This window comes from Promicromonospora sp. NPDC057488 (genome assembly GCF_042802395.1).
GTDB lineage: Bacteria > Actinomycetota > Actinomycetes > Actinomycetales > Cellulomonadaceae > Promicromonospora.
In genome coordinates this window covers 13,384-26,868 of sequence record NZ_JBHVEG010000010.1, presented here as the reverse complement: position 1 = coordinate 26,868, position 13,485 = coordinate 13,384, and the positions used below count along the sequence as shown (strand labels likewise).

General features: G+C 72.5%; 9 protein-coding genes. 5 read left to right on the top strand and 4 right to left on the bottom strand.

Translation table 11 applies throughout. The features are described 5' to 3' along the window. The first annotated feature begins 6 nt into the window (after nt 1-6). Both ACFU5G_RS03700 and ACFU5G_RS03695 read left to right on the top strand, forming a co-directional pair. The gene (locus ACFU5G_RS03700; protein ID WP_377240902.1) at nt 7-1,488 is read left to right on the top strand and encodes a DUF1996 domain-containing protein; all 1,482 of its coding nucleotides are present in this window, start codon (nt 7-9) and stop codon (nt 1,486-1,488) included. Next, a complete protein-coding gene (locus ACFU5G_RS03695) occupies nt 1,485-3,716 on the top strand; it encodes a discoidin domain-containing protein (RefSeq protein WP_377240900.1) in 2,232 nt (743 codons plus the stop codon). Before ACFU5G_RS03700 ends, ACFU5G_RS03695 begins: the two co-directional genes overlap by 4 nt. A 67-nt stretch (nt 3,717-3,783) precedes the next feature. Here the strand turns inward: ACFU5G_RS03695 and ACFU5G_RS03690 are convergent, their stop codons facing one another. From ACFU5G_RS03690 to ACFU5G_RS03675, 4 genes are all read right to left on the bottom strand, one after another. Then, nucleotides 3,784-5,379 (bottom strand): UxaA family hydrolase, encoded by a 1,596-nt coding sequence (locus tag ACFU5G_RS03690; RefSeq protein WP_377240898.1) that lies wholly within the window; start codon nt 5,377-5,379, stop codon nt 3,784-3,786. Nucleotides 5,380-5,498: 119 nt separating this feature from the next. Beyond that, a complete protein-coding gene (locus ACFU5G_RS03685; RefSeq protein ID WP_377240896.1) occupies nt 5,499-6,848 on the bottom strand; it encodes an ABC transporter substrate-binding protein in 1,350 nt (449 codons plus the stop codon). Nucleotides 6,849-6,897: 49 nt separating this feature from the next. Continuing rightward, nucleotides 6,898-7,878 carry a carbohydrate ABC transporter permease gene (locus ACFU5G_RS03680; RefSeq protein ID WP_377240894.1) on the bottom strand — a complete coding sequence of 327 codons (981 nt, stop codon included), beginning with the start codon at nt 7,876-7,878 and terminating at the stop codon, nt 6,898-6,900. After that, nucleotides 7,871-8,794 (bottom strand): carbohydrate ABC transporter permease, encoded by a 924-nt coding sequence (locus ACFU5G_RS03675; protein ID WP_377240892.1) that lies wholly within the window; start codon nt 8,792-8,794, stop codon nt 7,871-7,873. Before ACFU5G_RS03675 ends, ACFU5G_RS03680 begins: the two co-directional genes overlap by 8 nt. A gap of 282 nt (nt 8,795-9,076) precedes the next feature. Between ACFU5G_RS03675 and ACFU5G_RS03670 the strand changes: the two genes are divergently transcribed. Genes ACFU5G_RS03670 through ACFU5G_RS03660 form a run of 3 tightly spaced genes read left to right on the top strand, consistent with a single transcriptional unit; the run spans nt 9,077 to nt 13,396 of the window. Further along, nucleotides 9,077-11,113, top strand: a complete 2,037-nt coding sequence (locus ACFU5G_RS03670; RefSeq protein ID WP_377240890.1) for a DUF6807 family protein — start codon at nt 9,077-9,079, stop codon at nt 11,111-11,113. Next, a complete protein-coding gene (locus tag ACFU5G_RS03665; RefSeq protein WP_377240888.1) occupies nt 11,110-12,327 on the top strand; it encodes a Gfo/Idh/MocA family protein in 1,218 nt (405 codons plus the stop codon). The genes ACFU5G_RS03670 and ACFU5G_RS03665 overlap by 4 nt, the downstream gene beginning before the upstream one ends. Nucleotides 12,328-12,355: 28 nt before the next feature. Further along, the gene (locus tag ACFU5G_RS03660) at nt 12,356-13,396 is read left to right on the top strand and encodes an AEC family transporter (RefSeq protein WP_377240886.1); all 1,041 of its coding nucleotides are present in this window, start codon (nt 12,356-12,358) and stop codon (nt 13,394-13,396) included. Nucleotides 13,397-13,485 lie beyond the last annotated feature (89 nt).

The window sequence follows — 13,485 nt, the reverse complement described above, 5'->3', positions numbered from 1 at the left end:
GGAACCATGCGCACAGCACTCAGCACGCCACGCGGCTCCGCACCACGCGGCCGCACACCCGGCGGCCGCAGACCTCGCAGCCTCTCGCCCCGGATCATGGGCGGCCTGGCCGCCACCGCACTGCTCGCCTCGACCCTGAGCGCGGCGGGCGCGATCGGCGCCACCACCGCCGTCGCCGATCCGAACACCCTGCTCTCGCAGGGTGCGCTCACGGCGGCGTCCAGCTCGGAGTCCGGCGGCCTCGGGCCGCGGTTCGCGGTCGACGGCGACCGCACCACCCGCTGGGCAAGCGCCCCCACGGACGACGAGTGGATCCGGGTCGACCTGGGCCGGTCGTACGCGCTCGACCACGTGGCCCTGGAGTGGGAGGCCGCGTACGGCGCGGCGTTCACGCTCCAGGTCTCGTCCGACGCCCAGAACTGGACCACCGTCGTGACCGAGGGCGCCGGGACCGGCGGCACCGAGGTCTACGACATCACCGCGACCGGCCGGTACGTGCAGCTCGTGGGCACCGCCCGCGGCACCGGCTACGGCTACTCGCTCCTGGAGCTCCAGGTGTTCGGCGACGGCGAGGCCGGCGGGCCGGAGGACCCGCCGCCGTTCCCCGGCGACGAGGTGACGCACCACGAGTTCCAGGCGAACTGCGAGTTCTCGCACTTCCTGCCGGACGACTCGATCGTGTACCCGAACCAGCCGGGCCGCTCGCACCTGCACACCTTCATCGGCAACCGCTCGACGGACGCGTTCACCACGCCGACGAGCCTGAACGCGATGCCGGAGAGCACCTGCACGGTGCCGCAGGACCACTCGGCCTACTGGTTCCCCGCCATCACCAAGGGCGGCGTGCCGGTCGAGCCGAACATCCCCATGACCGTCTACTACAAGTCGGGCATCGACGACTACCAGGACGTGGTCCCGTTCCCGGAGGGCCTCCAGTTCGTGACCGGCGACATGATGGCCACGGTCGAGGAGTTCCGCACCGCGCCGGGCGCCGTCGAGGGCTGGGAGTGCGGCGACATCTCCAAGAGCTGGGAGATCCCGGCCCACTGCCCCGAGGGCACGCAGCTCAACATCCGGTATCAGGCACCGAGCTGCTGGGACGGGATGCACCTGACGCCGGAGGAGTCGGCGCACATGGGCCACGGCTCGCACATGGCGTACCCCGAGGCGGGCCAGTGCCCCATGAGCCACCCGGTCGCGGTGCCGATGCTGGAGTTCAAGATCGCGTGGCCCGTCAGCGGCGACATGTCCGACGTCGCGCTCGTGAGCGGGTCCGACCAGTCGTGGCACTACGACTTCGTGAACGCCTGGGACCCCGAGGTGCTGCGCCGGCTGGTGGAGCACTGCATCAACGGCGGCCTGCAGTGCAACCCGCGCGGCTACGACCTCTACAAGCCGCACCGCGGCACCGTGCTCGACGAGAACTACGAGCTCGTGCCCGAGACCACGGCCGCATCCACGGCCGCACGCGAGGAGGTGGCCTCATGAGGGCGGGCCGGGTCTGGCTGGCGGCCGCGGCGGTCGCGGCCTGCGTCGCGGCTCCGCTGACGGCGGCGGCCGCGCCGGCACCGGCCGGGTCGGCATCGGCGTCGAGCGGCGCCCCGGCGTCGGGCCTCGCGTCCGGCCCGGACCGCGCGGCGGCCGCCGCCTGCGGCACCACGAACGCGGCCCTCGGGCGGACGGCGACGGCGTCGTCCACGGAGGGGCCGTTCGGCGCGGCCTCCGCCGTCGACGGCGACCCCGGCACGCGCTGGGCCAGCGAGTTCAGCGACCCGCAGTGGATCCGCGTCGACCTCGGATCGGTACAGGACCTGTGCCGGATCGAGCTGTCCTGGGAGGCCGCGTACGGCAAGGGGTTCCGGATCGAGGCGTCCGACGACGGCACCACCTGGCGCACCCTGAAGACGGTGACGAACGGGACCGGCGGCAACCAGTCGCTCGACGTCGCCGGATCGGGCCGGTACGTGCGGCTCACCGGCACGGAGCGCGGCACCGGGTACGGCTACTCGCTCTGGGAGCTCAAGGTGTTCACGGGCGACGGCGGCACCGTGCCCGGCGACCCGATCCCGGGCGGCGGCGACCTCGGGCCGAACGTGCACGTCTTCGGCCCGGACACGCCGACGGCCGAGGTTCAGGCGGCGGTCGACGCCGTCTACGACCAGCAGGAGGCGGACCAGTTCGGCGACGGGCGGCACCAGTTCCTCTTCGAGCCGGGCACCTACCCGGTACACGTCAACTCCGGTTTCCACACCTCGATCTCCGGCCTCGGGACGAGGCCCGACGACGTGAACATCACCGGCGGCGTCTGGGCCGACGCCGAGTGGTTCGAGGGCAACGCCACGCAGAACTTCTGGCGTTCGGTCGAGAACCTCGCGGTGACGCCGTCGGGCGGGGACATGCGGTGGGCCGTGTCGCAGGCGGCACCCATGCGCCGCGTGCACGTCAAGGGCAACCTCATGCTGCACTCGTCGCGGTACGGCTGGGCTTCCGGCGGGTACATCGCCGACTCCGTGGTCGACGGCGAGGTCCGCGCCTGGACCCAGCAGCAGTGGTACACCCGCGACTCGACGCTCACGGGCGGCTGGGCCGGGACGCTGTGGAACATGGTGTTCTCCGGCGTGAAGAACGCCCCGCCGACGTCGTTCCCGGAACCCGCGGTGACCACCCTGGACACCACGGGCACCATCCGCGAGAAGCCGTACCTCTACCTCGACGGGGACGACTACGCGGTGTTCGTGCCGTCGGCCCGGTCGGGCACGCGCGGCGCGACCTGGGACGGCGCCACGACGTCGGGCACCTCGATCCCGCTCGACGACTTCTACGTGGCCCGGCCCGGGGACTCCGCGGAGCGGATCAACCAGGCCCTCGACCAGGGCCTGCACCTGCTGCTCACGCCCGGCTTCTATGAGACGACGGGGACGATCGAGGTGGACCGCGCCGACACCGTCGTGCTCGGTCTGGGGTACGCCACGATCGTGCCGACGGCGGGCCAGACGGCGATGCGCGTGGGCGACGTCGACGGCGTCCGCGTGGCGGGCGTGCTGTTCGACGCCGGCGCGGCCGAGTCGCCGTCCATGCTCACCGTGGGCACCGCGGGGTCGACGGCAGACCACGCGGACGACCCGATCTCGCTGCACGACGTGTTCGTCCGCGTGGGCGGCGCACACGCCGGCCGGGTGGACCAGGCGATCGTGGTCAATGCCGACGACACGATCGTGGACCACATCTGGTCGTGGCGCGGCGACCACGGCGACGGCATCGGCTGGGACGTGAACACCGCGCGCAACGGGCTGGTGGTCAACGGCGACGACGTGGACGGGTACGGGCTCTTCGTGGAGCACTACCAGGAGTACAACACCCTGTGGACCGGGGAGCGCGGCCGCACGATCTTCTACCAGAACGAGCTGCCGTACGACCCGCCGAACCAGGCGGCGTGGAACCACGACGGGGTCCGGGGCTGGGCGGCGTACAAGGTCGCGGACGGCGTGACGCAGCACGAGGCGTGGGGGCTGGGATCGTACTGCGTGTTCACCTCGGACGCGTCGATCACGTCGGACAACGGGTTCGAGGTGCCGGTCACGCCGGGCGTGCGGATGCACTCGCTGCTCACCGTGTCGCTGGGCGGCGTGGGCACGTACGAGCACGTGATCAACGGCGTCGGGCCGCGCGCGGCGGGCACGGAGACGATCCCGGCGAAGGTGGTGAGCTACCCGTAACCACCAGGAACGTGTCAGACGCTCAGGTCCCTCGGGGGACCTGAGCGTCTGACACGTGCGGGAGGGGTCAGGTGACCGCGCCGATGTGCCAGGGGATGAACTCCTCGGCGCCGATCTCCAGCTCCTCGCTCACGGTCTGCTCCCCCGACGCCACCGCGAGGATGCGGTCGAAGATCTGCCGCCCCACCTCGGCCACGGTCGCGGTGCCGTCCACGACCACGCCCGCGTTGACGTCCATGTCCTCGGACATCACCGAGTACATCGGGGTGTTGGTGGCCACCTTGATGGACGGCGTCGGGCGGCACCCGAACACCGAGCCGCGCCCCGTGGTGAAGACGACGACGTTCGCGCCGCCCGCGACCAGCCCGGTCACCGACACCGGGTCGTAGCCGGGGGTGTCCATGAAGCCGAACCCGCGCTCGGTGATGGGCTCGGCGTACTCGTACACGGCGCCGAGGTCGGCCTGCCCGCCCTTGGCCACGGCCCCGAGGGACTTCTCCAGGATCGTGGTCAGCCCGCCGGCCTTGTTGCCCGGCGACGGGTTGTTGTCCAGCGTGCCGCCGCCCGCGGCCATGTAGGTGCGCCACCAGTCGATGCGGTCCAGCAGCTTCTTGGCCACGGCCGGCTCGGCGGCACGCGCGGTGAGCAGGTGCTCCGCGCCGTAGACCTCGGGCGTCTCGGCCAGCACGGACGTGGCGCCGTAGGCGACCAGGCGGTCCGAGGCCCAGCCGAGCGCGGGGTTGGCGGTGATCCCGGAGTAGCCGTCCGAGCCGCCGCAGTTCAGCGCGAGGACCAGCTCGGACACGTCGCACTCGACGCGCTCACGCTGGTTGACCAGCGGCAGCATCTCGCGGATCGCGGCGACACCGGCCCGCACCGAGGCCCGCACGCCGCCGGCCTCCTGGATGGTCAGGGAGCGCACCACGGTGTCGTCCGAGATGGCGGCCAGCAGGCCGGACCGGGTCTCGTCGGGGGCCCCGATCCCGGGCATCCCCAGGTCGGCGACCTGACCGGAGCGGGCCGACAGCGCGGCGCCCGGCACCATCTCGCAGCCCAGCCCGAGCACCAGCAGGCCCGCGACGTTCGGGTGCGCGGCGTAGCCCCGCAGGGTGCGCAGCAGGATCTGCCCGCCCTCGGAGTCCGGCACCAGGCCGCAGCCCGAGGTGTGGGTCAGGGCGATGACGCCGTCCACGTTGCCGAACTCGTCCAGCGCGGCACCGCGGAACTGGTCGGCGATCATCTTGGCCGTCGAGGCCGAGCAGTTCACGCTGGTCAGGATCGCGATGAAGTTGCGGGTGCCCACGCGCCCGTCGGCCCGGCGGTAACCGCGGAAGGTGGGCCGGGCGCCGTCGGGCACGGGGAGCTCGGTGTGGGTGCCGCCCAGGGGCGTGTCGCGCTCGCCCTCCTCGAACCCGAGGTTGTGGGAGTGCACGTGGTCGCCGGGGGCGATGTCCGTGGTGGCGACCCCGATGAACTGCCCGTACTTGCGCACGTGGCCGCCCGTGGGCACGGCTCGCAGGGCGATCTTGTGCCCCCGCGGCACGGGCTGCCGGACGTCGACCGGGCCGGACCCGGAGGGCTCGGGCCGGTCGCCCGGGCTGAGGTCCCGCGTGGCGACGGCGACGTCGTCGCCCTCGCGCAGTACGAGCAGATCTTGTGACACCTGTGGCACCTCTCCTCTGAACCGATCGATCGTATCCAGCCGCGACACCGCCGAGTGCGGGGTATTCGTGGAGTGGACAGATCGCCACCCACGAACACCCCGCACTCGGCAGGCTCGGGTCAGCCGGCGATCGCGGCGTTGACCTCGTCGATGAACTGGGTGGCGGCCTCGTCGGGCGTGATGCGCTCGAAGAGGACCTCCGTGTTGATGCGCTCCATGATGTCGGAGAGCTCGGCGGAGCCGTGCGGCGGGACCGACGGGTTGTCGACGATCTCGTCCTCGATGTCCGCCATGAAGTCGGCGACCTTCTGGTCCGTGGGCGACAGGTCGTCCAGGATCGCCTCGCGGACGTCGGTGTTCGCCGGCAGGCCGCGGTCGGTCAGCATGATCTTGGCGGCCTCCTCGGAGTTGAGCAGGAAGTCCACGAACTTGGCGGACGACTCCGGGTACTGCGTGTCCGCGGAGACCGAGTAGAACATCGCCGGCTTGTAGTACATGCCGGTGCGGTCGCCCTCGGACTCGCCCGGGAGGCGCAGCAGCTCCAGCTCGTGACCCGACGAGTCGGACAGTGCGCCGAGCTGGTTGGTCCACCAGACGCCCATGGCGCCCTTGTTGGTGCCGAGCAGGCCGCCCTCGGGGCCGGCCGCCTGGTACTCGACCGTGCGGGCGGCGTCGGGCTGGCCGCCGCCCTCGACCAGGTCGAGGGAGACCTGGAAGAAGTCGGCGACGGTCTGCTCGGAGACACCCAGCTCGCCCTCGGGCGTGAACAGGGTCTCGCCACGCTGGCGCGCCATCACGTTCAGGCCGGCCTCGTTGAAACCGTAGTCCTGCGTGCCCCAGACCTTGTCACCGGAGCCCTCCGCGACCGCGTTCGCGGTGGTCACGTAGTCCTCCCACGTCCAGGTGGTGTCGTCCGGCACGTCGACGCCGGCGTCGGCGAACAGCTCCGGGTCGGCCACGAGCGCGTAGGCGTTGATGCCGGTCGGGATGCCGTACTGGGTGCCGTCGATCTGGCCGCCGGCCAGCACGCCGTCGTCCACCTTGGCGGTGTCGATGTCGAGCGTGCCCAGGTCGGCGAGCACGTTCTTGGTCGAGTAGTCGGAGATGTAGCGCTCCTCCTGGGTGATGACGTCGGGGGTGTCGCCCGCGGCCACCGAGGTGGCGAGCTTGTCCCAGTAGCCGTCCCAGTCGGTGAAGTCGGGGACCACCGTGATGTCGGGGTTCTCGGCCTCGAACGCCTCGATGATCTGCTGCGTCGCCTCGTGGCGGCTGTCCGAGCCCCACCACGCGAAGCGGATCTCGCAGGGGCACTCCTCCGCGGCGGCCGGCGCGTCGTCGCCGCCCCCGCCGATGCCGGAGTCGCCGCCCCCGCAGGCGGCCAGGGTCAGGGCGACGGCCGCGATGCCCGCGGCCGAGCCGGCGAGCCGCTTGCCGCGCCTCGTGTTCGGTCGGTTGCCGGTGGTGCTCATGTGTTTCTCCTTCGGTGACGTTGACGTCGTTGTCGCATCGCGGGTGGAGCTACTTGATCCCGGTGGTCGCAATGCCCTTGACCAGGTACTTCTGTCCGAACAGGAAGGCGATGAAGACGGGGATCAGGGAGACGATCGACATCGCGAACAGCGAGCCCCACGAGCTCTCGCCCGTGGAGTCGACAAAGGTGCGCAGCGCGATCGGCACGGTGTACATCTCCGGCCGGGTGAGGAAGATCAGCTGGCTGAAGAAGTCGTTCCACGTCCAGATGAACGTGAAGATCGCGGTGGTGGCGAGGGCCGGCATGGACAGCGGCAGCATGATCTGCAGGTAGATGCGCAGGTGGTTGCAGCCGTCGAGGGTCGCCGCCTCGTCCAGCTCCCGTGGGATGCCGCGGAAGAACTGGACCATCAGGAAGATGAAGAACGCGTCGGTCGCCAGCAGCTTGGGCACGATCAGCGGCAGGAACGTGTTGATCCACTCGAGCTGGGAGAACAGCACGTACTGCGGCACGATCACCACGTGGATCGGCAGCATGATCGACATCAGCATGATCGCGAACCACAGCCGCTTGCCCCTGAACTCCAGCCGCGCGAACGCGTAGGCCGCCAGGGAGCACGACAGCAGGTTGCCGAGCAGCGACCCGAGCACCACCAGCGCCGAGTTGATCAGGTAGTGGCTGAACGGGTGCAGCAGCGCGTTCCACCCGTCCGTGTAGTTGGACAGGTCGATGTCGGTGGGGATGAGGCCCGGCTCGCGGAAGATCAGCGCGTTCGGCTTGAACGAGCTGGCCAGCATCCAGAGCAGCGGGTAGAGCATCACGAACCCGAAGGCGATGAGCCCCGCGTGCTTGAGCAGGCTGATCACGCGGGCCTGCGCGCGCCGGCCGCGCGGTCGGACGGCGACCGGGCGGTCGGTACGCCCGCCCGTCCCCCGGGAACCGGAGGCGGTACCGGCGTCCGACGGCGGCCGGACCGCCGTCGTCGTCGTGGTCTGTGCGGTCTGTGTGGGCGTCGAGGCGTCAGTCATCGTAGAAGACCCAGTACTTGGAGGCGAGGAAGTTGACGACCGTCATGCCGCCGATGATCAGCAGCAGGAACCAGGCCATGGCCGAGGCGTAACCCATGTCCAGCGAGCCGAACCCCTTGAGGTAGAGGTAGAGCGTGTACAGCAGCGTCGAGTCGGACGGGCCGCCGTTGCCGCCGCTGACGACGAACGCCCGCGTGAAGGACTGGAACGCCTCGATGAGCTGGAGCACGAGGTTGAAGAAGATGATCGGCGTCAGCAGCGGCACCGTGATGCTGCGGAACTGCCGCCAGCGCGAGGCGCCGTCGATCGCGGCCGCCTCGTAGTACATCTGCGGGATCTGCCGCAGGCCGGCCAGGAAGATGACCATGGGCGCGCCGAACGTCCAGACGTTGAGCGCCATGAGGGTGCCGAGCGCGTAGTCCGGGTGCGAGACCCAGCCCTGCCCCTGGATCCCGAAGATCGCCAGGACCTGGTTGACCAGGCCGTCCGCGCCGAAGATCTGGCGCCACAGGATCGCGATGGCCACCGAGCCGCCCAGCAGGGACGGCAGGTAGTACACCGAGCGGTACAGCGCGAGGCCGCGCAGGCCCTTGTCGAGCAGCAGCGCCAGGCCGAGGGCCGCGGCGAGCTGCAGCGGCACCGAGACGAACACGTAGGTGAAGGTGACGCCGAGGGACGTCAGGAACCGCGGGTCGTCGAACATCCGCGTGTAGTTCTCGAGCCCCACCCACTGCGGCGCCGAGAGCAGGTCGTAGTCCGTGAAGGACAGCCAGAGCGACGCCCCCATGGGCCCGGCCGTGATGAGCGCGAGCCCCACGAACCACGGCGCGAGGAAGAGCAGCGCCCAGCGGCCGTCGCCCTTCTTGCGGGCGGCGCCGGCCTGCTTGCCGCGCGAGAGCTCCTGGATCACTGACATGGGTTCACCCCCGCACGGACGGGGCCCGTCGGGGCGGGCGGGGGCTCGGACCGCCAGGGTCCGGGCTCGCGGGTCGGGTGGCGCATCGCGTTGTCCTCCGGATCGTCGTCGATCCCCGGCATCATCGGTGAGAAACCGGTCTCTGGTGGAGGAACGTACCACATGAGGAACCGGTTTCCCATGGTGTACGGTCACATCGGGAAACCGGTAACGCGGGCCGCGCCGACGAAGGCGCGGAACCACGCGGGATCCGGTCGGACGAAGGTCACGGACGGAGAGCACATGGGCAGCGGCAGCGTTCGAGGGGCAGGTCAGCGCCGCGTTACGGCCACGATCGGGGACGTCGCGACGGCGGCGGGGGTCTCGCGCGCCACCGTGTCGCGCGTGATGAACGGGCGCAGCACGGTCGACGCCGCGATCGCCGAGCGCGTGCGGAGCGCCGCCGCCGAGCTCAGCTACCGGCCGAGCAACGCGGCCCGCAGCCTCGCGCTCGGCCGAACCCAGACCGTGGCCCTGGTGGTGCCGGACCTGGGCAACCCCGTGTTCCAGCAGATCCTGCGCGGCGTGATGGACGGCGCCGCCGAGGACGGCTACCGGGTGCTGGTCGCCGACACGGTCGAGGACGACCAGCAGGAGGGCGCGATCGCGCTCGAGGCCCGCATGCGGTGCGACGCCCTCGTGCTCGTCTCCCCGCGCGTCGGGGACGCCGAGCTCAGCGCGCTGATCGCCGACGTCGAGCCCGTGGTGCTGGTCAACCGGGAGACCAACGGGGCCGCGCCCAGCCTGGTCGTGGACTACGAGCACGCCGCCGTCCAGGTGGTCGAGCACCTCGTGGCCCTCGGCCACCGCCGCATGGTCTACCTGGGCGGGCCGGTGCGCAGCGCGTCGGACGAGATGCGCCGCACCGGCCTGGACCGCGTCCGGGCGCGGCACACCGACCTCGAGATCCTCGACCTGCCCGCCGGAGGCGACATCCAGGCGGGCCACGCCGCCGCGCCCGCCGTCCTCGCCACCCGCGCCACCGCCGCGGTGGCCTTCAACGACCTCGTCGCGTTCGGCCTGCTCGCCGGGCTGAACGAGGCCGGGGTGGCCGTGCCCGCCGACATCTCGGTGGCCGGCTTCGACGACATCGAACTGTCCCGCTATGCCACACCCGCGCTGACGACGGTCGCGGTGCCGCAGGCCGAGCTCGGCCGACACGCCTGGAGGGAGCTGCACGCCGTGATCGACGACGACGCCCACCCCGCACGCTCTGCACGATTCACGCCCAGCCTGGAGGTGCGGGGCAGTACCGGACCCGTGCCCCAGGGCCCCGAGCGGGTGCACATCACGGACGACGACCTCGTCGTCCGGGAGCCGGAGGAGCTGCCCACCGTGCCGCCCACGGCCGCGCCCGTCTGGTCCGTGCCCGCCGACCCCGCCGCCGACGCCGTGGTGCTGACCTGCGGCGACGGCCTGGAGCTGGTGCGCCGCGACGGCGGCGACCGGATGCCGAAGGTGCACGCCCGGCGGCCCTACCTGCACCCCGTGCACACGCTGGCCGGCGTGCCGCTGACCGACGTGAGCCCGGTGGACCACCGGCACCACTACGGCGTCGGCATCGCGGTGCCGGACGTGAACGGCACCAGCCACTGGGGCGGCCGCACGTTCATCGAGGACGTGGGCCCGACCCTCCTGAAGAACCACGGCCGCCAGACGTCGGCGGGGATCCGCGTGGAGCCGGGCGTCCGTGGCGCCGTGGGCACCGCGGGCGAGACCCTGGTCGAGGACGTGGTCTGGTCCGACGAGCACGGCGAGCCGCAGCTCCGCGAGGAGCGCCGCATCTCGGCGCGCCTGCTCCCCGTCGCACCCGGGTCCGGTGCCGCCCCCGGCTGGGTGCTCGACTGGCGCTCCACGCTGCACGCCGACCAGGGCCCGCTGGAGATCCGCTCGCCCGCCACCAACGGCCGGCCGGGCGCCGGGTACGGCGGCCTGTTCTGGCGCCTGCCGATCGCCGAGAGCACCACGGTCCTGTCGGCCGCGGGCACCGGCGAGAACCGGGCGCACGGCAGCACGTCGCCCTGGGTGGCGTTCGTGCAGCAGCAGGGCGGCCGGTCGACGACCCTCCTCCTGGTGCAGCCGGGCCAGGTCCGGCCGTGGTTCCTGCGGTCCGCCGAGTACCCCGGCGCCTGCCCCGCGCTCGCCTGGGACGCGCCCCTGCTCGTGCCCGACGGCGGCTCCGTGCGGCTCGACCTCGTCGCCGTGCTGCTGGACACGGAGCTCACGGCGGACGCGGCAGCGGGCCTGGCCTCGGGCCTGACCGACGGCGGCCGGCGGTGAGCCTGCCGGGGGCGGGCCGGCTGGAAGTGGGCCGGCCGGAGGCGGGCGTGCCGGCGGCGGGCGTGCCCAAGGTGGCCGTGGTCGGTATCCACGGCCACGGCGGCTCGCACCTGCGCGCCGTCGCGGACCTGGCGGAGCGAGGGCTGGCGCGGCTGAGCGCCGTCGTCGACCCGCGGGAGCCGGACGACGCCCCGGCGCCGTGGTTCGCGAGCCTGGGCGACCTGCTGTCCGCCGACGCCGGCGCGCTGCCCGACGTCGTCGTGCTCGCCACGCCGATCCACACCCACCTGCCGCTCGCGCGCGCCGCGCTGGGGGCGGGGATCGACGTGCTGCTGGAGAAGCCGACCACCGCGTCGCTCGCGGAGCACGCCGAGCTGGTCGCCGTCACCGAGCGGACCGGGCGGCTGTGCCAGGTCGGCTTCCAGACCTTCGGGTCGCACGCGCTGCCCGCCGTCGCCGACATGATCGCGCGCGGCGAGGTGGGGCAGGTGACCGGGATCGGCGCCGTCGGCACCTGGGTGCGGACCGCGGCCTACTGGACGCGCTCGCCGTGGGCAGGGCGGCGCCGGATGGGCGACCGTGCCGTTGTCGACGGCGTGGTGACCAACCCGCTGGCGCACGCCGTGGCGACCGCGCTGTGGGTCGGCGGCGCCCGGACCGCCGCCGACCTCACGTACGTGAACACCGACCTGTGGCGCGCCAACCCGATCGAGGCGGACGACACGTCCGCGCTGCGGGCCGTCGGCACCGACGGGACGCGGTACGGGTTCGGGCTCACGCTGTGCGCAGCCGTGCGCACGCCCGCGCGGGTGATCGTGCAGGGCACGGCGGGCGAGATCGAGCTGGAGTACGAGCACGACCTGGTGCGGCTGCGCGCCGGGAAGGTCGTGGCCGAGAAGCGGTACGAGCGCACCGGCCTGCTGGAGAACCTGCTGCGCGCCCGGACCGGCGAGGAGCGGCTGCTGTGCGACGTCCGGGACACCGGCGCGTTCATGCGGGTGCTGGAGGCCGTGCGCACCGCCGCGGACCCCGCGCCGATCGGGGACGACTTCGTGGACTGGGTGGACGGTGTGGATCTCGGCGTCGGGCAGGGAAATCCCGAGGGCGACGCGCGGCACCCGGTGGTGCACGACGTCGCCGCGTGGTGCGAGCGCGCAGCGCGCGAGCAGCGCACGTTCACCGAGCTGGGCGCCCCGTGGACGGTCGGGACGTAGCTCCCCCGGGTCGTGACATGGTGCTCGGGTGCTGCCCGTCCTGACTGCCATCGGTTCCATGGCCTGCGTGGTCGCGCTCGGCTGGGTGATCCAGCGGACCGGTCTGCTGGCCGGCCGCGGCCTTCCCCGCGGGATCGCGCGCGACGGGGCGGGTGACGGCGGGGCCGGCGCCCGGCAGACCCTGGCGACGCTGTCGTTCACGATCTGCGCGCCGGCGCTGATGTTCAGCACGCTCGCCTCGACCGACCTCGCGCACGTGCTCTCCCGCGGCGCCGCCGTCACGTGGATCACGACGGCGGTGCTCGGCCTGGCGACGGCCGCCGCGGCGCGCTGGCTGCTGCGCCTGCCCGCGGGTCCGGCGGCCGTGACCACGCTGGCCGCGGTCTACGTGAACGGCGGCAACATCGGGCTGCCGCTGGCGGTCTACCTGTTCGACGACGCCCTCGCCGTGGTGCCGACGCTGCTGTTCCAGCTCCTGGTGCTGGCGCCGCTGACGCTCTCCGCCCTCGACCGGGCGACGGCGTCCGCCGACGGGCCCGCCGCCCGGTCGGGCTGGCGGTCGATGGGGCAGGTGTTCCTCGCGGCGTTCCGGAACCCGATCACGCTCGGTACGGTCGCGGGCCTGCTCGTCGCGGTGGTGAGCGAGCTGACCGGCGCGCGGCTGCCCGAGGTGGTGCTGCTGCCGTTCGACCTGATCGGCGCCGCGGCGCCGCCGCTCGGCCTGCTCACGTTCGGCATGACGCTCGCCGTGCCGATGCCGGCCGCGGACGCCGACCTCGGCGTGGCCGCCGGGCGGGGCCGCCGGCTGGTGGGCTGGGTCATCGCGATCGCCGTGCTGGTGCGCAACGTGCTGCACCCGCTGGCGGCCTGGGCCCTGGGCTCGGCCGTGGGGCTGGACGCGCCCGCCCTGGCGCTGGTGGTGACGATGGCCGCGCTGCCGACGGCGGTGAACGTGACGACGTACGCGACGCGGTACGGGGTGTTCGACGGCGTCGCGGCCCGCGCGACCGTCTGGACGACGGCCCTGTGCGTCCCGGTGCTGGTGGTGATCGGCGCGCTGCTGGTCTGACGCGGCGGCCCTGGGGCGCGACATCGCCGCGGGCCCCGGGGCGCCGTCGGGCCGATCCCCTTTGAGGCCTAAGTTTCTCCGCTTTGAGC

Coding starts and splice junctions, on each gene's coding strand:
- ACFU5G_RS03700 (WP_377240902.1), top strand. CDS start 7: ATGCGCACAGCACTCAGCACGCCACGCGGCTCCGCACCACGCGGCCGC.
- ACFU5G_RS03695 (WP_377240900.1), top strand. CDS start 1,485: ATGAGGGCGGGCCGGGTCTGGCTGGCGGCCGCGGCGGTCGCGGCCTGC.
- ACFU5G_RS03685 (WP_377240896.1), bottom strand. CDS start 6,848: ATGAGCACCACCGGCAACCGACCGAACACGAGGCGCGGCAAGCGGCTC.
- ACFU5G_RS03680 (WP_377240894.1), bottom strand. CDS start 7,878: ATGACTGACGCCTCGACGCCCACACAGACCGCACAGACCACGACGACG.
- ACFU5G_RS03675 (WP_377240892.1), bottom strand. CDS start 8,794: ATGTCAGTGATCCAGGAGCTCTCGCGCGGCAAGCAGGCCGGCGCCGCC.
- ACFU5G_RS03670 (WP_377240890.1), top strand. CDS start 9,077: ATGGGCAGCGGCAGCGTTCGAGGGGCAGGTCAGCGCCGCGTTACGGCC.